The 21,163-nt window shown below is 35.9% G+C and carries 14 protein-coding genes and 1 riboswitch; of the genes, 12 read left to right on the plus strand and 2 right to left on the minus strand.

Annotated elements, in window-relative coordinates:
• Positions 1 to 23: 23 nt before the first annotated feature.
• The 12 genes from ACHRWY_RS07210 to ACHRWY_RS07265 all read left to right on the plus strand — a co-directional run bounded on the left by ACHRWY_RS07210 (position 24) and on the right by ACHRWY_RS07265 (position 17,217).
• Positions 24 to 605: a bifunctional precorrin-2 dehydrogenase/sirohydrochlorin ferrochelatase gene (locus ACHRWY_RS07210; RefSeq protein WP_395353580.1), complete on the plus strand. Its 582-nt coding sequence runs from the start codon at positions 24 to 26 to the stop codon at positions 603 to 605.
• A 94-nt stretch (positions 606 to 699) separates the two neighbouring features.
• Positions 700 to 1,752, plus strand: coding sequence for an NAD(P)/FAD-dependent oxidoreductase (locus ACHRWY_RS07215; RefSeq protein WP_395353582.1), 1,053 nt, complete (start codon positions 700 to 702; stop codon positions 1,750 to 1,752).
• Positions 1,753 to 2,041: 289 nt separating this feature from the next.
• Entirely contained in the window at positions 2,042 to 2,401 is a 360-nt protein-coding gene (locus ACHRWY_RS07220; protein WP_395353583.1) for a TfoX/Sxy family protein, read from the plus strand.
• A gap of 187 nt (positions 2,402 to 2,588) precedes the next feature.
• Positions 2,589 to 2,702, plus strand: a riboswitch (SAM riboswitch).
• A 238-nt stretch (positions 2,703 to 2,940) separates the two neighbouring features.
• On the plus strand, positions 2,941 to 3,945 hold the full coding sequence (locus ACHRWY_RS07225) for a homocysteine S-methyltransferase family protein (protein ID WP_395353584.1): 1,005 nt from the start codon (positions 2,941 to 2,943) through the stop codon (positions 3,943 to 3,945).
• Between the two features lie 390 nt (positions 3,946 to 4,335).
• The gene (gene metH, locus ACHRWY_RS07230) at positions 4,336 to 7,011 is read left to right on the plus strand and encodes a methionine synthase (RefSeq protein ID WP_395353585.1); all 2,676 of its coding nucleotides are present in this window, start codon (positions 4,336 to 4,338) and stop codon (positions 7,009 to 7,011) included.
• An 83-nt stretch (positions 7,012 to 7,094) separates the two neighbouring features.
• Entirely contained in the window at positions 7,095 to 8,051 is a 957-nt protein-coding gene (gene metF, locus ACHRWY_RS07235) for a methylenetetrahydrofolate reductase [NAD(P)H] (RefSeq protein ID WP_395353586.1), read from the plus strand.
• Positions 8,052 to 8,269: 218 nt separating this feature from the next.
• Positions 8,270 to 8,923, plus strand: a complete 654-nt coding sequence (locus tag ACHRWY_RS07240; RefSeq protein ID WP_395353587.1) for a class I SAM-dependent methyltransferase — start codon at positions 8,270 to 8,272, stop codon at positions 8,921 to 8,923.
• A 318-nt stretch (positions 8,924 to 9,241) separates the two neighbouring features.
• Positions 9,242 to 10,465: a dicarboxylate/amino acid:cation symporter gene (locus tag ACHRWY_RS07245; protein ID WP_395353588.1), complete on the plus strand. Its 1,224-nt coding sequence runs from the start codon at positions 9,242 to 9,244 to the stop codon at positions 10,463 to 10,465.
• Positions 10,466 to 10,593: 128 nt separating this feature from the next.
• Positions 10,594 to 12,003 carry a pyridoxal phosphate-dependent decarboxylase family protein gene (locus ACHRWY_RS07250; RefSeq protein WP_395353589.1) on the plus strand — a complete coding sequence of 470 codons (1,410 nt, stop codon included), beginning with the start codon at positions 10,594 to 10,596 and terminating at the stop codon, positions 12,001 to 12,003.
• Positions 12,004 to 12,288: 285 nt separating this feature from the next.
• A complete protein-coding gene (locus ACHRWY_RS07255) occupies positions 12,289 to 14,670 on the plus strand; it encodes a TonB-dependent receptor domain-containing protein (protein ID WP_395353590.1) in 2,382 nt (793 codons plus the stop codon).
• A gap of 103 nt (positions 14,671 to 14,773) precedes the next feature.
• The gene (locus ACHRWY_RS07260) at positions 14,774 to 15,946 is read left to right on the plus strand and encodes a DUF4374 domain-containing protein (RefSeq protein WP_395353591.1); all 1,173 of its coding nucleotides are present in this window, start codon (positions 14,774 to 14,776) and stop codon (positions 15,944 to 15,946) included.
• A 98-nt stretch (positions 15,947 to 16,044) separates the two neighbouring features.
• A complete protein-coding gene (locus ACHRWY_RS07265; RefSeq protein WP_395353592.1) occupies positions 16,045 to 17,217 on the plus strand; it encodes a PepSY-associated TM helix domain-containing protein in 1,173 nt (390 codons plus the stop codon).
• 290 nt (positions 17,218 to 17,507) lie between these two features.
• Here ACHRWY_RS07265 and ACHRWY_RS07270 read toward each other — a convergent pair whose 3' ends face one another.
• Both ACHRWY_RS07270 and gldA read right to left on the minus strand, forming a co-directional pair.
• On the minus strand, positions 17,508 to 19,631 hold the full coding sequence (locus ACHRWY_RS07270) for a TonB-dependent receptor domain-containing protein (protein WP_395353593.1): 2,124 nt from the start codon (positions 19,629 to 19,631) through the stop codon (positions 17,508 to 17,510).
• 502 nt (positions 19,632 to 20,133) lie between these two features.
• Complete coding sequence (gldA, locus tag ACHRWY_RS07275; RefSeq protein ID WP_395353594.1) at positions 20,134 to 21,030, minus strand: gliding motility-associated ABC transporter ATP-binding subunit GldA; 897 nt, start codon at positions 21,028 to 21,030, stop codon at positions 20,134 to 20,136.
• Positions 21,031 to 21,163: the final 133 nt, after the last annotated feature.

Raw genomic sequence — 21,163 nt, forward strand, 5'->3', positions numbered from 1 at the left:
TGGTTAGATGAAAATAAAATAAGATGGAACAGAATGAATTATATCCGGTTTTCTTAAAACTTCACAATCTGAATGTTTTGATTGTAGGAGGGGGAAATGTAGGATTAGAAAAGCTCTCTTTTTTACTGAAGTCGAGCCCTAATGCAAATGTTGAGGTTGTAGCACCAAACTTTCATTTAGAAATTAAGGTTTTGGCTGAAAATCATCCTTCGATTACCTTAACAAAATCGAAGTTTAAAAAGAAAATGCTCAAAAAGCGCCACATGGTTATCGCTTGTACCGATGATTTAAAAGTCAATAAAAAGGTATACGATTTGTCCAGAAAGCGTTATTTGATCTGCAATATTGCCGATACACCGGATTTATGTGATTACTATTTAGGCGGAATTGTAACAAAAGGAAATGTGAAAATTGCCATTTCGACCAACGGAAAATCTCCAACAACAGCCAAAAGGCTAAGAGAGTTTTTTGAAGAAGTAATTCCGGATGATATCAATAAAATGGTCGAAAACCTCAATGAATATCGAAAGACGCTGAAAGGCAATTTTGAAGATAAGGTGAAAAAGATGAACGAGATTACCGCTTCATTAAAAAATAAAGAGTAAAAATTTCAAAAGAAATGAATGATAAAAATCATTGAAATTAGAATAAATTATTCGTTTCTTTGCATTATTAAGAATGATTATAAACAACAACATAATGATTAAAACAGATATACTTATAATTGGAGCAGGCCCAACAGGTTTATTTGCCGTTTTCGAGGCAGGATTATTAAAATTAAAATGTCATATTTTAGATGCTTTGCCACAAGCAGGAGGACAACTTTCAGAATTGTACCCAAAAAAGCCTATTTATGATATTCCTGGTTTCCCGGAAGTTTTAGCAGGAGATTTAATTGATAACTTACAAGAGCAAATTAAACAATTTGAACCAGGTTATACATTAGGAGAGCGCGCTGAAACGATCGACAAACAAGAAGACGGAAGTTTCATTGTAACCTCAAACAAAGGAACTAAATTTCACGCACCGGTTATTGCCATTGCAGGAGGTTTAGGAAGTTTTGAGCCACGTAAGCCACTTATAGAAGATATCGAGTTTTATGAAGATAAAGGAGTAAAATACTTCATCAAAAATCCGGAGAAATTCAGAGATAAAAGAGTAGTAATTGCAGGAGGAGGAGATTCAGCATTAGACTGGAGTATTTTCCTTGCAAATGTAGCTTCAGAAGTAACTTTAATTCACCGTAGAAACGAATTTAGAGGAGCTTTGGATTCTGTAGAAAAAGTACAGGAATTAAAAACAGCCGGAAAAATTAAATTAATTACGCCTGCAGAAGTAATTGGAATCAATGGTGCTGAGCATGTTGAATCTTTGGATATCGAAGAAAACGGAGCACACCGTAAAATCGAAACCGATTTCTTCATTCCACTTTTCGGATTAACACCAAAATTAGGTCCAATAGGAGACTGGGGATTAGAAATCGAGAAAAATGCCATTAAAGTAAATAATGCATTAGATTACCAAACTAACATTCCCGGAATTTTTGCCATTGGAGACATCAATACATATCCTGGAAAACTAAAGTTGATTCTTTGTGGTTTCCACGAAGCAACTTTAATGTGTCAGGCAGCATACGGAATTATCAATCCGGGTAAAAAATACGTCCTTAAATATACCACAGTTTCTGGTGTAGACGGTTTCGACGGAACCCGTAAAGAAGCTCCAAAAGCGGTTGTTAAGGCGATAATTTAATTCTTAAAGTTGCTAAGAAGCTAAGTTTCTAAGGCACTAAGATTTTTATATAGTAAGCCCAAACCATTTACGGTTTGGGCTTTTTTAATAAAGCATGTAAATCCCAGAGGGATGTTATATTTATAGAATTACCGATATTTGTTGGACGGAAACCCCATCGGGGTGACATATTAATTACAATAATTACATATCGCTCCGCTGGAGCTTTGGTTGAAAAATAATTATTGGCTATAAATATTACGCTCCGCTGGAGCTCTTTTATTTCTATCTTTATTTCATAAACAAAAAAATGGCATTCGACGAAGACAACGCACAAAGAATCCGAACCTTCCTCCAACATAAAGAAGTAGATTTTTTCGAAAAGAAAATGTTTGGCGGACTTGTTTTTATGGTAGATAACAAATTATGTTGCGGAACTCGGCTAGACAAACAAATTGGCGAAAATCTTTTACTCTGCAGAATCGATGATAAAGCGTATACAAATGCAATAGAAAGAGACGATATATTACCAATGCCAAATGCCGAAAGACCAATGAAAAACTACATTTTTGTCACCGAAAATGGCTGGCAAAAAAGTAAGGATCTGGCATTTTGGCTGGAGCTTTGCTTAGCATTTAATCCGCTTGCCAAAGCAAGTAAGAAAAAATAAAAATTCAGCATATTTATAGGTGATGCCAGCAAGTTGACATTAAACTTAGCACCTTAGTATCTTAGCGTCTCAGCATCTTTAAAAATAAAACTTAGAACCTTAGCAACTTAGTATCTTAGAAACTTTAAAAAACACTTGCAATTGTTCAGGTTATGTCTTTACTTTGCACTGTTCTTAAAATTACTGAAAGTTATCACGAAAGGCGGAGGGAAAGACCCAATGAAACCTTAGCAACCCTTTATCATAAAGAAGGTGCTACATTCTACTTTATACTATTCTTAGTATCAAAGATAGATAACACAAATACATAAAAGTATTTCTCAAAACTCTTCCTGACAACTTACAATATAATTTTACCGAATTCACCTTGGTATCATGAGCGAATCATTGGCACATTTTTGCCAACATCGTTCCTGTGAATCAAAATGACGTATCCTAACAGGTTTCAAAAACCTGTTAGGTATAATTCAAGATATAAAAATTAAAAAACTTAGCATCTTAGCGCCTTAGCGTCTTAGTGGCTAAAAGACAAATAAGTCATGGCAATAACAATTCAGGAAGCAATAAAAAAAAATATCCTAATCCTTGACGGAGCAATGGGAACTATGTTGCAACGCTATAACTTTTCGGAAGAAGATTTCCGCGGAGAGCGTTTCAAAGACTTTCCGCATCCCTTAAAAGGAAACAACGATTTACTATCCATAACACAACCACAAGCGATTCGAGATGTCCACGCCGCTTATTACGAAGCCGGCGCAGACATCGTAGAAACCAACACCTTTTCAGGAACGACAATCGGTATGGCCGATTATTTCCTGGAAGATTTGGTTTACGAACTAAATTACGAATCGGCTAAACTTGCCAGAGAAGTAGCCCATGAGTTTACCGCCAAAAATCCGGACAAACCACGTTTTGTTGCCGGTTCAATCGGGCCAACAAACAGAACCGCAAGTATGTCACCGGATGTAAACGACCCGGGTTACAGAGCCGTAACCTTTGATGATTTACGTATTGCCTACAAACAACAAGTAGAGGCGTTAATGGATGGCGGATGTGATTTACTTTTAGTAGAAACCATCTTTGATACCTTAAATGCTAAAGCAGCACTTTTCGCGATTGAAGAAGTAAAAGACGAACGTAATATTGATATTCCAATCATGGTTTCAGGAACCATTACCGATGCTTCTGGAAGAACACTTTCAGGACAAACGGTTGAAGCTTTCCTGATTTCAGTATCTCATATTCCGTTATTAAGCGTAGGTTTCAATTGCGCTCTTGGAGCCGATTTGTTGAAACCATACCTTAAAACATTAGCACAACATACCAGTTTTAATGTATCGGCACACCCAAATGCAGGGTTACCAAACGCATTCGGACAATATGATGAAACACCGGAACAAACCCAGGCCTTCATCAAAGAATATTTAGATGATAATTTAATCAACATCATTGGTGGCTGTTGCGGAACAACTCCGGATCATATTAGGTTAATTGCAGAAGTTGCGAAGGATTATAAACCACGTGTGGCGCCGGTATTTGCATAACATTTACGTTTCCCGCAAAGTTTTCAAAACCTTGCAGGTTGCTGAGAATAAAAAGTTCCGTAGGAACGACATGTTGGTAGCAAAGTAGGAACGACATGTTGGTAGCAACGTAGGAGCGAAATATATAATTGGTTTAAGTTTTTATAAACGATAATTGAAATCGTGAAGAATATAAAATTGTTTTGAAACCGAGTGTTGCGTGAGGGATAGAAGCGGTTAGCCCACAGCCTGACGAAGGAAGTGCGGGGACTAGGAACGGATAGCCCGGTTCGCCGCGGCGAAACACGCCCAAAATAGGATTGTAAAAATTAAAGGTATTTAAAAACCTTATAACATATAGAATAAAAACTCAGAACCTAAGCAACTTAGGAACTCAGTAACTTAAAGAAAATGGCAGAAAACAGAAGAGACCTTGTATTAGCAGGATTAGAACCGTTGATTATTACGCCAACCAGTGTTTTTGTAAACATTGGCGAGCGTACGAATGTAACAGGTTCGAGGAAATTCCTTCGCTTAATCAAGGAAGAGAAGTATGACGAGGCACTTGATATTGCAAGACAACAAGTAGAAGGAGGAGCACAGATCATCGATATTAATATGGATGAGGGAATGCTTGACGGTGTTCAGGCAATGACTAAATTTTTGAATTTAATTGCATCAGAACCCGATATTTCGAGAGTGCCCATTATGATCGACAGTTCGAAATGGGAAATCATTGAAGCAGGTCTAAAAGTAGTACAAGGAAAAAGTGTTGTAAACTCGATTTCGTTGAAAGAAGGAGAAGAAGCCTTTATTCATCACGCCAAATTAATCAAACGATACGGCGCTGCAGCGATTATCATGGCTTTTGACGAAGTAGGTCAGGCCGATAATTTTGACCGCAGGGTTGAAATTTGCCAGCGTTCTTATGATATTTTGGTTAATAAAGTTGGTTTTCCTCCACAGGATATTATTTTCGATTTGAATATTTTCCCCGTTGCCACCGGAATGGAAGAACATCGCCTGAATGCTTTGGACTTTTTTAGAGGGACAAAATGGGTTCGTGATAACTTGCCACACGCCCATATTAGCGGTGGTGTGAGTAACGTTTCGTTCTCTTTTAGAGGAAACGATCACGTTCGTGAAGCCATGCACTCGGTGTTTTTATACCACGCGATCAAGAACGGAATGACAATGGGAATCGTAAATCCGGAAATGCTTTCGATTTATGATGATATCCCAAAAGATTTATTAGAACACGTAGAAGATGTAATCTTAAACAGACGTGACGATGCAACTGAACGACTTTTAGACTTTGCGGAGAACGTAAAAGGCGAAGTAAAAAGTGATGAAAAAGCGATTCAGGAATGGCGTTTAGGCACAGTTCAGGAACGTATTACACATTCATTGGTAAAAGGAGTTGATGCTTTTATTGAAGAAGATGTTGAAGAAGCGCGTTTAGCGGCAACAAAACCTATTGAAGTTATCGAAATCAATTTGATGACAGGAATGAATGTGGTTGGAGATTTATTCGGAAGCGGAAAAATGTTCCTGCCTCAGGTAGTAAAATCGGCACGTGTAATGAAAAAAGCCGTTGCGTATTTATTGCCTTATATTGAAGCAAGCAAACAAGCCGGAGACAAACAAGGAAACGGAAAAATATTGATGGCAACCGTAAAAGGTGACGTTCACGATATTGGTAAAAATATTGTTTCGGTAGTATTGGCGTGTAACAACTATGAGATTGTAGATCTGGGTGTTATGGTGCCTCCGGAAAAAATTATTGCCGCGGCGATTGAACATAATGTTGACATTATTGGTTTAAGCGGACTGATCACACCTTCGCTTGACGAAATGGTGTATCTGGCCAAAGAATTAGACAAACAAGGAATCAAAATTCCGATTATGATTGGTGGAGCAACCACTTCGCGCGCGCATACGGCCGTGAAAATCGCTCCGCAATATAGAGAAACTGTAATTCATGTAAACGATGCTTCAAGAGCTGTAACCGTTGCAGGAAACCTTTTAGATCATAACAGAAAAATATATGCAAGCGATATTCGTGCAGAATACGATGCGTTTAGAGAAACGTTTTTGAATCGTTCGAGAGATAAAAACTTCCTGACGATTGAGCAAGCACGTAAAAACAAATTACAATTGGATTGGGACGAATACACGCCAACCAAACCAAAAGTAATTGGAAAACAAATCATCGAAGTAGATCTTGATGTTTTGGTCCCGTATATCGACTGGACGCCGTTTTTCAGAACGTGGGAATTGTTCGGGAAATATCCCGCGATTTTGACGGATGAGGTTGTGGGAGAACAGGCAACGTCGGTTTTTGCAGATGCTCAGGAAATGCTGAAAGTTATTCTGTCAGAGAAAAAACTAACGGCAAAAGGAATCTACGGAATTTTCCCTGCCAACCAAATTGATGATGACGATATCGAATTGCGAGATGAAAACGGAAAAGTGTTGGAGAAATTCCTAACACTTCGTCAGCAATCACAAAAAACAAAAGGAGCACCAAACATTGCTTTGTCTGATTTTATCTTGCCAAAAGACAGCGGAATTACAGATTATATGGGAGCATTTTGTGTAACAACAGGTTTTGGTGTAGACGAATGGGCAGCCGAATTCGAAAAAGATCTGGATGATTACAATTCGATTATGGTAAAAGCATTAGCCGATCGTTTTGCTGAGGCTTTCGCCGAATACCTGCACGAAAAAGTACGTCAGGATTTCTGGGGTTATGATCCTCAGGAATCACTTTCGACAGAAGATCTGATCGAAGAAAATTACAAAGGGATTCGTCCTGCGCCGGGATATCCTGCTTGTCCGGATCACTTAGAGAAACCAACCATCTGGAAACTCTTAAATGTAGCCGATGAAATTGGAGTAACGCTGACAGAAAGTATGGCGATGTGGCCGGCATCATCTGTTTCAGGATATTACTTTGGAAATCCAAAAAGTAAATATTTCGGACTCGGAAAAATAAAAGAAGATCAGGTGGTCGATTACGCCAAACGACGCAATGTACCAACAGATTACGCCATGAAATGGTTAAACCCTAATATAGCAGACTAAAAAAAAGTTTCAGGTTTCAGGTTTCAAGTTCACGCATAACTTGAAACCTGAAACTTAAAAAAACTTGAAACCAAAAATAAAAAATGAAAGTAACACAACATATAGAAAACGCCAAAGGAAAAACATTATTCTCATTTGAAATTATTCCGCCTCAAAAGGGGAAAAGCATTCAGGAATTATACGATAATATCGATCCGTTAATGGAGTTTAAACCACCATTTATTGATGTAACGACTTCTCGCGAGGAGTATATTTATATTGATAAAGGCAACGGACTTTTAGATAAAAAACTAACCCGTATGCGTCCGGGAACGCTTGGAATTTGCGCTTCTATAAAACATAAATACAATGTAGATACAGTTCCTCACGTACTTTGCGGAGGATTTACCAAAGAAGAAACTGAATATCTTTTGGTAGATTGTAACTATCTTGGAATCGACAATGTGATGGCTTTACGTGGTGATGCCATGAAAGACGAGCAATATTTTATCCCGAAAGCCGGAGGAAACGATTATGCAATTGATTTGGTAAAGCAAATTAGTTTATTAAACCAGGGAAAATACCTTCATGAAGTGATGGATGCCGATAACAGAGCCAATTTCTGTATTGGAGTTGCAGGTTATCCGGAAAAGCACTTAGAATCTCCATCGTTACAATCGGACTTAAAAAGACTGAAAGAAAAAGTAGATGCAGGAGCTGATTATGTGGTAACACAAATGTTTTTCGACAACTCAAAATATTTTACATTTGTAGAAAAAGCTAGGGAAATGGGCATCACAATTCCGATTATTCCGGGAATCAAACCAATCGCTGTTCAAAGGCATTTACAGGTTTTACCTCAAATTTTCCGTATCGATTTACCCGAAGATTTAATTCATGCCGTAGATCAATGCAAGAACAATGCTGAAATCAGACAAGTAGGTATCGAATGGGCCATTCAACAGTCATTAGAATTAAAAGCTGCCGGAGTTCCTGTATTGCATTATTATTCTATGGGGAAATCAGAGAATATTCGTCAGATTGCGAGCCATCTTTTTTAATTTTTTTCACCCTTAAGAAATTATTATTAAGAGTAAATTTTAATTTCTTAGTAGTAAGAGAATAAAAGTTTTTAGGAGCTATTTCCAGCTGTCCGCTATATCTTTTGTGGCGAACCCCGCCACAAAAGGATGCCGCTCCCATCTGGGCTAGGGCATCAGGAGTTAAGTTAAGGCATTCAGAAAGATAAAGGATTGGAATTTTATTTAAATTTATCATCATGAAACAAGAAGAATTACAGGCAATAGCTTCTCAGCTTAAACATCCAACAGGTGAAAAAGGAATAGAAATGGGGAACATGATGAATGAAACCAACATCAACATGACGCGCCATTCGGTTCAAAATCTACATATAGCATCAGGAGATACAATTCTCGAATTGGGTCATGGAAATGCGGGACATGTAGCATTCATTTTTGAACAAGCTGAAAACATTAAATATTACGGACTCGAAATGTCGGAACTAATGTTTCAGGAAGCGCGCCGGACCAACAGGAATTATGTTTCTCAAAAACAAGCCTTCTTTTCTATTTATGACGGAAACACAATTCCGTTTGAGGATAATATATTTAATGAAGTATTTACAGTAAACACGATTTATTTCTGGCAGGAACCTGAAAAATTGCTTTCGGAAATCTACAGGGTTTTACAGCCAAAAGGAATTTTGTGTATTACTTTTGCCGAAGAAAGTTTCATGAAACAGCTTCCTTTTACTCAATTTGAGTTTGAACTTTACAGTACTGAAAAAGCCGAAAAACTAATGGAGAAAACTTCTTTTAAAATTATCAACAAAGAAACGTTGACGGAGAAAGTAAAAAGCAAAACCGGAGAATTGGCAGACAGGGCTTTTACTACTTTGGTTTTAGAAAAATAATGATTCTGCGAATCAAGGATTAAAATGTGCCGTTAGGCACAAAATGTTGGTAGCCATTAAATTCGATATGTGTTGGCGTGCCGTAGGTACGCAACAAAACGGTAAATATTGCGTACCTACGGCACGCTAATTTATTTTAATTCATGATTTCTACCAACATTTTTTGCCTAACGGCACATTTGATTGGTATAGATTACAAAATCATTTGAAATCCTTTCAATCAGTGGCATAAAAAAAATAATTCAGTACTCTTTTTTTGAGTAATTTAATTGATTTTTATTTCACGTTTCTATTTCCAAATTGTAATACGACTAAATTATGGAGGTTAAAAAAATCAATTTTCTAAAAAGTTACAGCAGTGTTTTATTACTTCTGGGAGGAATTATAATTGGAAGCATTTTGGGTTTAGTTTTTAAAGAAAAAGTTGCCGTTATAAAGCCAGTTGGAGATATATTCCTGAACTTGCTTTTTACAGCGATTATTCCGCTTGTTTTTTTTACCATTACTTCTTCTATTGCCAATCTGGAAAAAACAGAAAAGTTAGGGAGGTTATTTGTTATTATGATAGCAGTTTTCTTAGGGACACTTTTGATTTCGGCAATTGTAATGATCATAGCGGTTTATCTTTTTCCCATTCACGAAAATATTATAATTACTAAACTTCCGCTGGAGCATATCCAGTCCGGAAGTGTTGGTGATCAAATAGCACAACTGCTTACGACGAATGATTTTTATGAATTGTTATCCCGAAAAAGTATGCTGGCGCTTATAATCTTTTCATTTTTAATAGGATTTGCAACTTTGCAATCAGGAGAAAAAGGGAATGCTTTCAAAAGTTTTCTGGATTCAGGAAACGAGGTTATGAAACAGCTTTTGACTATGATTATGAAATTGGCGCCAATAGGGTTAGGAGCTTATTTTGCTTATCAGGTTAGTTATTACGGACCACAATTATTTGGGGTTTATGCCAAACCATTAGGTGTTTATTATGTAGCTTGTATCTTTTACTTTTTTGTCTTTTTTAGTTTATATGCTTTATTGGCCGGAGGTAAAGGAGCTTTTAAAGTTTTCTGGAGCAACAATATTACACCTTCATTAACGGCGATCGGAACCTGCAGCAGTATCGCAACCATTCCGGCAAATTTAGACGCAGCAGAAAAAATCGGAATCCCTAAACATGTCCGTAATCTGGTTATTCCGTTAGGGGCTCCTTTACATAAAGACGGTTCGAGTATGTCTTCTATTCTAAAAATCACCTTTCTTTTTGCTATGTTTGGTAAAGATTTTACTTCACCGTCGACCATACTTCTGGCATTAGGAATTACCATAATCGTTTCGATTGTCGAAGGCGGAATTCCAAATGGAGGTTATATTGGAGAAGTTCTGGCCATTACCGTTTATGGGTTTCCAATGGAACAAGCGCTTCCAGTTGCTATGATTTTAGGAACTTTGGTTGATCCGATTGCCACTTTATTAAATGCCAACGGAGATGTGATTTGTTCTATGATGGTCTCGCGGTTCTCTGAAAAAACCAAGTGGTAAAAAGTAATTTTTCAAAATAAAGCCACCTCACTTTAATAAAATCAACATCAATCTGCTCAATCTGCATGATCTGTGGGCTATTTTTGGCAACAAGGAGTGATACAGCTAAGCATTAAAAATAACATAATATGAATTCAATACTACAACACGATCTGAATAATCTCGAAAACTTACTGAATCAGGCCAAACAACAAGGCATTGATTTTTTGAATAATCTCGACAATGTTCCAACTTCAACTAAAAATACAATTGATCCAACGCGAAATTTAAATGAAGAGGGATTAGGATCATTAGCCGCTTTAAAAGAATTTAACGAACGATTGGCACCATTGATGGTTGCTTCGCCCGGACCACGATATTTGGGTTTCGTAACTGGTGGCTCAACTCCGGCTTCAATTGTGGGAGATTGGTTAGCATCAGTTTATGATCAAAATACACAAGCGATAAAAGCACAAGGAGGAGTTTCAGCCTTAATAGAATTTGAAACCATCAATTTGTTATTGCAGCTATTTGATTTGCCAAAATCATTTTTAGGTGGTTTTGTAACAGGGGCAACAATGTCAAATTTTACGTGTTTAGGAGTGGCAAGACAATGGTTTGGAGCGCAATCCGGAAAAGATTTTGCAAAAAACGGAATAATTGAAACCATCAATATTCTGACAGCTACACCGCATTCTTCTTCAATAAAAACATTAGCGATGTTGGGAATTGGAAGTAATAATTACACCACCCTTAAAACCATTGAAGGCAATCGTGAAGCCATTGATATAGATGATCTGGAAAAGAATATTCAAAATTTAAACGGAAAGCCTTTTATTTTAATTTCGAGTGCCGGAACCGTAAATACAGCCGATTTTGATGATTTTGAAGCCATTTCAAAACTAAAAGAGAAATACAATTTCTGGTGGCATATTGATGCTGCTTTTGGTGGTTTTGCTGCTGTTTCAGAAAAGTTTAAACACCTTGTTGAAGGTTGGGAAAATGCTGACAGTATCACAATTGACTGTCATAAATGGCTCAATGTGCCTTATGAAAGCGCTTTTTATCTGATTAAAGAAAAACACGTAAACCTTCAAACAGAAACTTTTCAGAATTCGAACGCACCCTATTTAGGGAATCCATTAGAAAACTTTAATTATCTGAATGTATTGCCGGAAAATTCACGCCGCTTAAGGGCTTTGCCGGTTTGGTTTTCCTTAGTAGCTTACGGTAAAGAAGGTTTTCAGGATATTGTAGAGAACAGTGCTTCTTTAGCATTACATTTTGCCAATGCATTAATTGAAGATGATAACTTTGAACTTCTGGCGCCCATTCGCCTTAATAATGTTTGTTTTACCTTAAAAGGAGATCATAATCAGGAAAATGTAAGTCCGTTTTTGACCCGTTTAAATGATAAAGGAAAAGTATTTATGACACCAACGATATATCAAAACCGTAAAGGAATCAGGGCTTCTTTTGTAAACTGGAGAACAACAGAAAGAGATGTTAAAATAATTGTTCAAGAATTGAAAGAGACTATTTCGGATCTGGATTTGTAGTATAAATTATAAACTTTTGCAAGCCTGCTTTCTTTGTGAGCGGGCTTTTTTTATGTTTGATTTCATGTTTTTAAGTAGATTTAAGTTCTAATTTTTAACTTTTTAAACGGGACATCTTAAGCAAATATTAAGAAAGAATTAATTTAATGTTGTAAAACAGGTCTTTTTTTGCCAAATAAATATTTAAAAAGTTAATTAGTATTCTTATTTAGAATAATTAAATATAACTTGGAAAACCTGGTATTAGAAGTTAATTTTGTGCCAAATTAATTTCAACTTTAAGTAATGCAAATAAATAGAATATTTCTCTTAATCTTGGTTCTCTTCACTTCACTTCAAGGTTTCTCACAAAATAACAAAGTAAAATTAACCGGAGTCATTTTAGAAAATAACGCACAACCTGTCGAAGGTGTTTCTGTAGCCTTAAAAGGTACTGCTTATTCAACATTAACGAATGAGAAGGGGGAATACGAAATCATAGCAGAACCGTCGAATTATATCTTATCTATTACTTATGTTGGATATAAACCAAAACAAATAAAGATTAATCTAAAAGAAGCAAATCAAACAGTGCCAACTCTCACAATTGAGGAAGATATGGCTGCATTAGATGAAATTCAGGTTAAAGGAATATCGAAAGTAACCAAAATCAAAGAATCTGCTTTTCAGGTTAATGCGGTAGATACGAGGTCAATGGCCAATATTACATCTAATTTGAGTCAAGTATTGAATAAAACTACCGGAGTAAAAGTTAGGGAACAAGGGGGTATGGGGTCTGATTTTGATTTTTCTATTAATGGTCTCTCCGGTAGTGCCGTAAAGTTTTTTATAGATGGTGTGCCTTTGGATATTATGGGGAGCTCAATGTCGTTAAACAATATACCAGTTAATTTGTCAGAAAGAATTGAAGTTTATAAAGGTGTAGTGCCCGTGAACTTAGGTTCTGATGCTCTTGGTGGTGCTGTAAATATTATTACCAATCATCAAATATCAAATTATTTTGATATGTCCTACAGTTTCGGATCCTTTAATACACATAGTGCTTCATTGACAGGTCAGGCTCGTGATAAAAAATCAGGATTAACTTTTAAAGCTTCAGGTTTTTTCAATTATTCTGATAACGATTATAAAATGAGAGATGTACAGGTCATAGAAGTGATTGATCAGGATAATTCTCGTTTTGTTACCGGTGATTTTAAAAGATTCAATGATCAATATAAGTCTGCTATGGGACAGGCTGAGTTAGGTTTCGTTGATAAATCCTGGGCAGATGTGTTCTTTGTTGGAGGAAGTTATTCGGCAACAGAAAAAGGGATACAGACAGGTACGAACCAAGACGTAGTATATGGTCAGGTTCATAGAGGAGGAGATGCTTATTCATTTTCGCTACGATATTTAAAAAAGAATTTGTTCACAAAAGACCTTGATTTAAGCTTTTTTTCTTCCTATTCAGATGATCAATATACTGTTACAGATACTGCGTTTCGAAAATATTATTGGGATGGGAGTTATGTGACGACTACTTCTTCTGAAATGGGAGGGCCTGCCACTAAATGGAATATTCAGCGTCCAAAATATTTTATAGGATCGAATCTTAGCTACAAAATAAACGATAATAATTCATTAAGTCTTAACTACACTTTGGATAAGGTCGACAACAAGACTTATGACGAATTACTTACTGACAAAGATCATAATCCGGGGAAACTTACAAAAAATATTATAGGGCTATCCTATCAGCAGAATTTCCTGGAAGAAAAACTGACCAACACGTTTTTCGGTAAATATTATGGTATGTTGTTAGAACAGCCTTTTGCGATTACTGATTCCGGAAGCGGGGCGGGCGAAACTGTTAAAGATAACAATGGTTACACCGGATATGGAATTGCATCACGCTATAAAATAACACCATCAATAGGTATAAAAGCATCTTATGAAAAAGCATATCGCTTACAAAGAGTAGATGAGGTATTTGGTAATGGGTACTCGGTTGTAGCAAACCCTGCGCTTAAACCGGAGAATAGCAATAATTATAATTTGGGTGGTTATTGGAAGAATGAAGCAGAAAATCACCATTTTTTTGTTGAAACGGGAGGGTATTTAAGAAATGCGAAAGGCTTTATTTCTGCAGTTGTTTATCAGTCAAATAGTCAAATAAGTAGATTCGAGAATACATCAAATGTATTAATTAAAGGACTTGAGGCTGATATAAAGTACAATTATCAGAACAAAATAAACGCCGGGATAAATTTTACTTATCAAAGTACAGTTGACAATACGAAATATCCTAATGGATCAAATTCAGGAACAATATCCGCTACATACAAAGATGATTTGCCTAACAGGCCCTGGATGTTTGGTAATGCGAATTTAGGATATAGAAAGTCGGACTTTATCAAAAAAGGGAATAATCTACAGTTTAACTGGGATTTGCAATATACACACTGGTATTACCTCACATGGGAAAACTATGGAACAAAAGAAGGGAAGAGTATAATTCCTAATCAATACATACAAAATGCATCTGTTTCTTATTCTATGAATGAAGGAAGGTACAATGTTTCTTTGGAGTGTAACAATCTAACCAATGATTTGGCTTATGATAATTTTAAGCTACAAAAGCAAGGCCGCGCTTTTTCCATTAAATTTCATTATTTCCTAAAATAAAATTGAACGAAATTATTTTTTTAATAACTATATAAAAAACATTTTAAGCATGAAACGATTTATTAGATCCTCTTTTTATTGTCTATTTCTTAGTACCCTGATAATGGGTACAACTACTTCTTGCTCCAGCAATGATGACTCTGGGAGTAATTCTGCTGATGGAAAAGCGGATTATGCACTATGGTTACAATTAGGGAGCTGGCCAAATACAACCCAATACATTGTAGGAGTTGATGATTTAACAAAAGGCAGCGTTAGTTTGGTAGGTAATGGTGCCGAAGTTACAAGCAAGGCAGATTATGGAATTATTGCCAAAAACGGATTTTATTACTATCCAAGTACAAGTTCTAACTTTGGTAAAATGACTAAATTCGAATTTAAGAACAATCAATTGTCTGTTGTAAAAGAAGTGCCTTTTACGTATCAAAAATCCATAAATTGTTATACATGGGTTGATGACAACACACTAATATTGTTTGGAACAAATGGTGATGGAAACAAAGTGTTGTATACTGTTGTAAACGCCACAACACTTGAAATTAAAAATGGGGAATTGGCATTGCCTGCGATTCCTGCCGGATATACTTCTTACAATCAGGGGAATATTGAATATTCAAACGGAAAATTATATGTTGCATTCTCTAATATGGCTGTTTGGCCAGCACTTGCCGAAGCAGGTATGAATATTGCAGTAGTAAATTATCCGAGTTTCACTGTTGAAAAGGTGATTGAAAGCTCTGATGCTGATGGTAATGGAGGATCTAATATGTGGATGCCAACTTCTTGTACTGATGAATCTGGTGATGTTTATATGATGTTTTTTGCTGATTGGATGACAGCTACAACAAGTCCAACAAAAATATTTAGAATCAAAAAGGGTACAACTACATTAGACTCTTCTTATAATTTTAATCTTGGTACTGCTTTAGGGGGAGAAACTGCCAGCGGATTCTGGTATGTTGGTAATGGTAAGGCTATTGTTAAATACTTAGATTCAAAAATAGTAGCAGCAAATCCTTCCGGATTGTTTAATACCAAATTTGCCTTAATCAATATAGCAACCAGCTCGGTAATTAAAAAATTAGATCTACCTGCAGATAAAGGAAGCCAATTACAAAATGTAATTACATCTGATGGTAAAGTATTTATTCAGGTTAATGCTGAAACGACTAAAGATTATGTTTGGGAAGTTAATACTACAACAGGTGCCGTAACTCCAGGGGTAGAAATTGTTGGGGGTTATGATTATATTTTACGTTTAGATAATTTGAAATAATCTAAGTAAAAACAGCTTAAATAAAATACTAAATTATTTTTTTGAACCGCAGGCCATTTTTGATGGCCTGTGGTTTTTATCTTTTTATACTTTTAAATATGTTTTCTTTATCATCAAAATCAAAAAATCAAAAAAGTAAAAAGTCTCTATTCAGCAGAATCAATTCCTGGCTGCATTTATGGCTCGGATTAGCTTCAGGAATCATCGTATTTATTATGGGGATTACCGGTTGTATTTTGGTTTTTGAACAGGAAATCAAAGAACTGACATCACCGTATTTAAATGTCCAAGCTCAAAGTCCGGACAAATTATTGCCGCCTTCAAAAATTTACGCTGCAGTTCATAAGGCATTGCCCAATAAAGAAATTCACGGAGTTTGGTATAATGGTTTAGATAAATCAATTAAGGTCGATATCGAATCGGATTCGTTGATTTATGTAAATCCGTATAACGGCAAAATTACCGGAATAGTTCATCACGAAGACTTTTTTCATTTTATGGATGAAGGACATCGTAATCTCTGGCTCGAAAGGGAATTAGGCTCGCAGATAACAGCCTGGGCAACTTTTATCTTTTTCTTTTTATTGATAAGCGGATTGATACTCTGGTTTCCGAAAAAATGGAACAAAACCACCAGAAACAGTAGTTTTAAAATAAAATGGGATGCGAAATTCAAACGTCTGAATTATGATTTGCATAATGTGATGGGCTTTTATACACTCATTTTAGCTATGCTTATTGCTTTTACAGGAATGTTGATGAGTTTTCACTGGTTACGCGAAAGCACGTATTGGATAAGCGGCGGATGGGCAGACGAAAAGGATAAAAAAGAGCAGGTTGTTGCGGTTACAAAAGATACGTTATCCAGGCAACAATCAGATAAATTGGCTGCTGCCGATTTTATCTGGAAGAAAGTGCGAACAGAAATTGCCAGAGAAAATAAAGAAGCCGTTATTATTCATTTTCCGGATGAGCCCAAAGAAGATTTTTATGCTTGTACCGATATGCATCGCGGGGTTTGGAGAGATTTATATTTTGATTCCCAAAGCTTAAAATTGCTTTCAAAGTCCCAAAAATATATTAGTGACGAACGTTTTTCAGATTGGTTAATGCGATCGAATTACAGTCTTCATATTGGTGGAATAGGCGGTTTACCAACTAAAATAATCTATTTTACAGCCAGTTTAATTTGTGCCAGTTTGCCCGTTACCGGATTTTATATCTGGTGGGGAAGAAAGAAAAAGCAAAAAACCGGAGTAACTTCAGTTTGATCTTACCTATTTTTGTTAGTTTTAAAAGTCTTTTGTGAGAAGTAAAATTCTTCAAAAGACTTTTTGTTGTTTTAAGTCTGGTAAACAAAGAATCAATTTTTGTGTTTTCTGATGTAATCCTTCTTTCAGGATTAAAAAAGGAGGAATTAAAGGCATTAAAAATAGTGTAAATCTATTTAAATCCGTGTCATCCGCGTGCCATGGGCTAAAAGCAGAAAGAGCCCGCTAACTACAACAGGCTCTTTTCCATCAAAAAAAAACAAAAACAAGGAAACTAAAGATCCAAAATATTAAATTCTATACGTAAAGGCTATTGTAGCAATGCGGTTATCAAGATCATATCTTTTATGGATACTCGTTTGCGCTATAACCGAATTGATGTGGAAATTATTGGTATTGAAAATATCGGTAATATTAAATTTGATGTTGCCTTTGTTAGAAAGCACTTGTTTTGAAATTCCGATACTGAAATCAAAAAAAGCATCTCTTTCATAAATACCCAGATTAGATTTCGATTGATATTGTGCATTTGCCTCGGCCTTCCAGCTCTCTGTGATCGTAAACGAGTTTTGTACGCTTAAATTCAAAGTAACAATCGGGTCAATTTTAGTCGTATTGACTACATTTCCCATAAATTTATTTTCGAAAATATTAAAAAGTGTATTTACGGACCACCATTTATAAATTTCGGCAGTATTGGTAATGTTAACACCATAATTATAGGACTTGTCAACATTAATTTGAGAAGTTACAGTAGTATTATTTGCCGGATTGTAAACATACACTTCCGTAAATACATCTTTGGTTTTGCTGAAATATAACGAAGCCATAAAAGCACTTTTCCAGGCATAACCAATTTCTGCTGAATGGGTGATTTCAGGAATCAAATTTGGATTTCCCTGTGAATAATTAAAAGAATCATCATAAAAACGAAACGGATTCAGATCAAACTGACTGGGTCTGTTGATTCTTTTGCTGTATGAGGCATGTAAGGAATGATTGCTGCTTAGTTCATATTTCATGGCAATACTTGGAAACCATTTTAAATAATCGTCTTTATGCTCTTCATTCAGCGTTTTTTGTAAAATGTTTATAGCAGTATATTCGGAACGCAAACCACCCTGAATATTGAATTTTTCCAGTTGATATTTATAATTGGCATAAGCGGCATAAATCTGTTCCTTGTATTCAAAATGATTGGTCGAGTTAAGGTCAACAATCCATTGGTTATTATCCTTGTATTCATAAACAGATGGATTGTCGTTGTTTTTTACACTGGCTTTAAATCCCCATTCGATAGATTGCTTTTCTTTTAGCGGATTGGTAAAATCAACTTTTCCGGTAAAAACTTTTAATTGCGAGGGGATAAAACCTCTTCTGTCATTTATGTTAACAGTGCTTAAAGGATCTATATTTTTGGCGCTCTGAAACTGATTCGACCTGAATTTGGAAGTTTCATATTCAAAATCAAAAGACATGTTTTTTCCTTCGGTATTAAATTTGTGCACCCCTGAAAAAGCATACGTATAATCGTTCCATTTCTCTTTGCTGTCATTGTAAGTTGCAGCATCAAATTGTACCTGATCCATGGCATTAAGCAGCGTATTTCTGCCATTGGCAATATTTTCGTAGCGCCCTAATTTAGCATCAACATATACTTCTAAATTCGTTTTAGGAGAAACTTCATAAGTGGTTCCTATTTTAAAATTGTTTGAAGTAAGCGGTTCATCAGTAGTTGAGGTTTGATGGTTTTTGGTCGAAATGGTTTGTCGGGTAGCATCAGTATATTGATTTTGGTCGAATTCTTTACGTTCTTCCTCGCCTCTAAAAGTGTAGCTGTAGTTGCCGTAAACGCCAAATTTTTCTTTATTATAACTTAAGTTTACGCCAGAATTGGTCCTGTTTTTTCGGCCCCTTGCATAGTTGGTAAAGACCGTTCCTTTAAGTCCGCCGGCATTGGGTTTCTTTAAAACAATATTAATAATTCCCGCTTTTCCCGTGGCATCATATTTAGACGAAGGATTCGTAATAACTTCGATTTGTTTGATATTTGAGGAGGCTGTAGACTTTAAATAGTTTGCCAGTTCTTTTTGCGAAAGCTGTGTTAGTTTACCGTTGATCATCACGCCAACACCCTGTTGCCCGCGAATTGATAATTCGCCATCCTGAGACACCACAACACCCGGAGCACGGGATAAAACATCTAATGCCGTTCCGCCTTCAGAAACGATACTGTTTTCAACATTAAAAACCAATCTGTCTGATTTTTGGGTATATAAAACTTTCTTTTTTGTAATGACAATTTCATCTAAAACATTTATGGAGGTTTCCACGATACTATCGGTTTCTTTTTCTGTCTGTGAGTATCCGTAGACCGAAAACGCGAGCATAATAGAGGTTATAAAATTCTTCATGATATTTGGATTTGATTTTTTTTGGAGTATGGGTTTGTATTAGGCTGTATTCGTAAAGAAGAAATACAGTTGCAATGTTTTAAACAGGTTTTCTCTATTTCAAAACAAGGTGTTCCAGTTTATCAGATAGTGTTTTTCGAAGATGCAAAAAGCGATTGAGAAGCTTAGAAAAAAAGGTTTTGATAAGGCGTAATACAGCAAACATTAAAGTGGTATTTTGAAGTTTCAGTTGCCAAATATAACACTATTTATATCAAGTCTAAATAAAAATAGTTAAAATTTGCAACAAGAAAACCTAACAAATTGATAATTAGTTACCCGGGATTTTATAAAAAGAAGAAATTATAGGTTATAAACCGGACTTGCGGCAAAATATTTCTAAAATAAAGGTGGTACGGTGTGATGAATAGGGAAGGTTGAAAAAAAGCGTCATAAAAAAAGCCAATTCTTTCTGTTTTTTAAAAGAATTGGCGAATATGTACAAACTACGATTAAACGTAGCTTACTTCGTAATTTCCCTGAAAACAGCTTCCAGGTTTTTATTTTTCTGATTGAGTTGTAACGTTTTTAAGCCATTTTCATTGGCGAAATCAAAAATAGCAGGACGCATATCTTTTTCGGCAACAAAAGTAAGCTCCCAGGTCATGTCATGTATATTTTTGTACGACGTAATGTTTTCAAGTCTGGCCAAAAGCTGTTCTTCGATCTGATAATCAAACTCTACCTCAATAACTTGCTCTTTATTTGCAGAAACAAGATGATTTAATTTGTTATCAGCAACAATATTTCCTTTGTCAATAATGATGACACGATCGCAAATGGCTTCTACTTCCTGCATAATGTGAGTCGATAAAAAAACCGTTTTATCTTTCCCCACATTTTTAATTACGTTACGAATTTCCATTAACTGGTTCGGGTCCAGTCCGGTAGTAGGTTCATCCAGAATTAAAACATCCGGATTGTGCAATAAAGCATTCGCAAGTCCCACACGCTGGCGGTATCCTTTAGACAATTGCCCAATCTTTTTATGGCTTTCCGCTGTCAGTCCTGTCAGTTCAATTACCTCTTCAATTCTTGATTTTGGCACTTTATAAACATCGGCATTAAAAGCCAAATACTCACGAACATACAAGTCCAGATACAACGGATTATGCTCCGGTAAATATCCAATAGAACGTTGAACTGCCTTGGCGTTTGTCATGACATCATGACTATTTACAAGGGCTGAGCCACTATCGGCAAGTAAATAAGTGGTCAAAATTTTCATTAAAGTAGATTTTCCGGCACCGTTTGGACCTAGAAATCCTACGATTTCTCCTTTCTCGATTTTAAAAGAAATTTCATTTAAAGCTTTTTGCTCTCCGTAACTTTTTGATATGCTGTTTACTTCTATCGACATGACTTTTTATTTGCTACAAAAGTAAACAGAAATAGTCTCGATTGCTACATTTTTGTCTTTTAAAGAAATCATAAAAAAAACTTAAAGGCCAACACTCACGGCATCGTTATTGTTAAAAGGATATTAAATTAAA

It is taken from the genome of Flavobacterium sp. FlaQc-48 (assembly GCF_044007335.1).
Taxonomy (GTDB): Bacteria; Bacteroidota; Bacteroidia; order Flavobacteriales; family Flavobacteriaceae; genus Flavobacterium.

Excerpts from the sequence above, each read along its gene's own strand:
- ACHRWY_RS07265 (WP_395353592.1), top strand. The coding sequence starts at position 16,045 with ATGTTTTCTTTATCATCAAAATCAAAAAATCAAAAAAGTAAAAAGTCT.
- ACHRWY_RS07255 (WP_395353590.1), top strand. The coding sequence starts at position 12,289 with ATGCAAATAAATAGAATATTTCTCTTAATCTTGGTTCTCTTCACTTCA.
- ACHRWY_RS07220 (WP_395353583.1), top strand. The coding sequence starts at position 2,042 with ATGGCATTCGACGAAGACAACGCACAAAGAATCCGAACCTTCCTCCAA.
- metF (WP_395353586.1), top strand. The coding sequence starts at position 7,095 with ATGAAAGTAACACAACATATAGAAAACGCCAAAGGAAAAACATTATTC.
- ACHRWY_RS07245 (WP_395353588.1), top strand. The coding sequence starts at position 9,242 with ATGGAGGTTAAAAAAATCAATTTTCTAAAAAGTTACAGCAGTGTTTTA.
- ACHRWY_RS07260 (WP_395353591.1), top strand. The coding sequence starts at position 14,774 with ATGGGTACAACTACTTCTTGCTCCAGCAATGATGACTCTGGGAGTAAT.
- ACHRWY_RS07210 (WP_395353580.1), top strand. The coding sequence starts at position 24 with ATGGAACAGAATGAATTATATCCGGTTTTCTTAAAACTTCACAATCTG.
- ACHRWY_RS07250 (WP_395353589.1), top strand. The coding sequence starts at position 10,594 with ATGAATTCAATACTACAACACGATCTGAATAATCTCGAAAACTTACTG.
- ACHRWY_RS07225 (WP_395353584.1), top strand. The coding sequence starts at position 2,941 with ATGGCAATAACAATTCAGGAAGCAATAAAAAAAAATATCCTAATCCTT.
- ACHRWY_RS07240 (WP_395353587.1), top strand. The coding sequence starts at position 8,270 with ATGAAACAAGAAGAATTACAGGCAATAGCTTCTCAGCTTAAACATCCA.
- ACHRWY_RS07270 (WP_395353593.1), bottom strand. The coding sequence starts at position 19,631 with ATGAAGAATTTTATAACCTCTATTATGCTCGCGTTTTCGGTCTACGGA.
- ACHRWY_RS07215 (WP_395353582.1), top strand. The coding sequence starts at position 700 with ATGATTAAAACAGATATACTTATAATTGGAGCAGGCCCAACAGGTTTA.
- gldA (WP_395353594.1), bottom strand. The coding sequence starts at position 21,030 with ATGTCGATAGAAGTAAACAGCATATCAAAAAGTTACGGAGAGCAAAAA.
- metH (WP_395353585.1), top strand. The coding sequence starts at position 4,336 with ATGGCAGAAAACAGAAGAGACCTTGTATTAGCAGGATTAGAACCGTTG.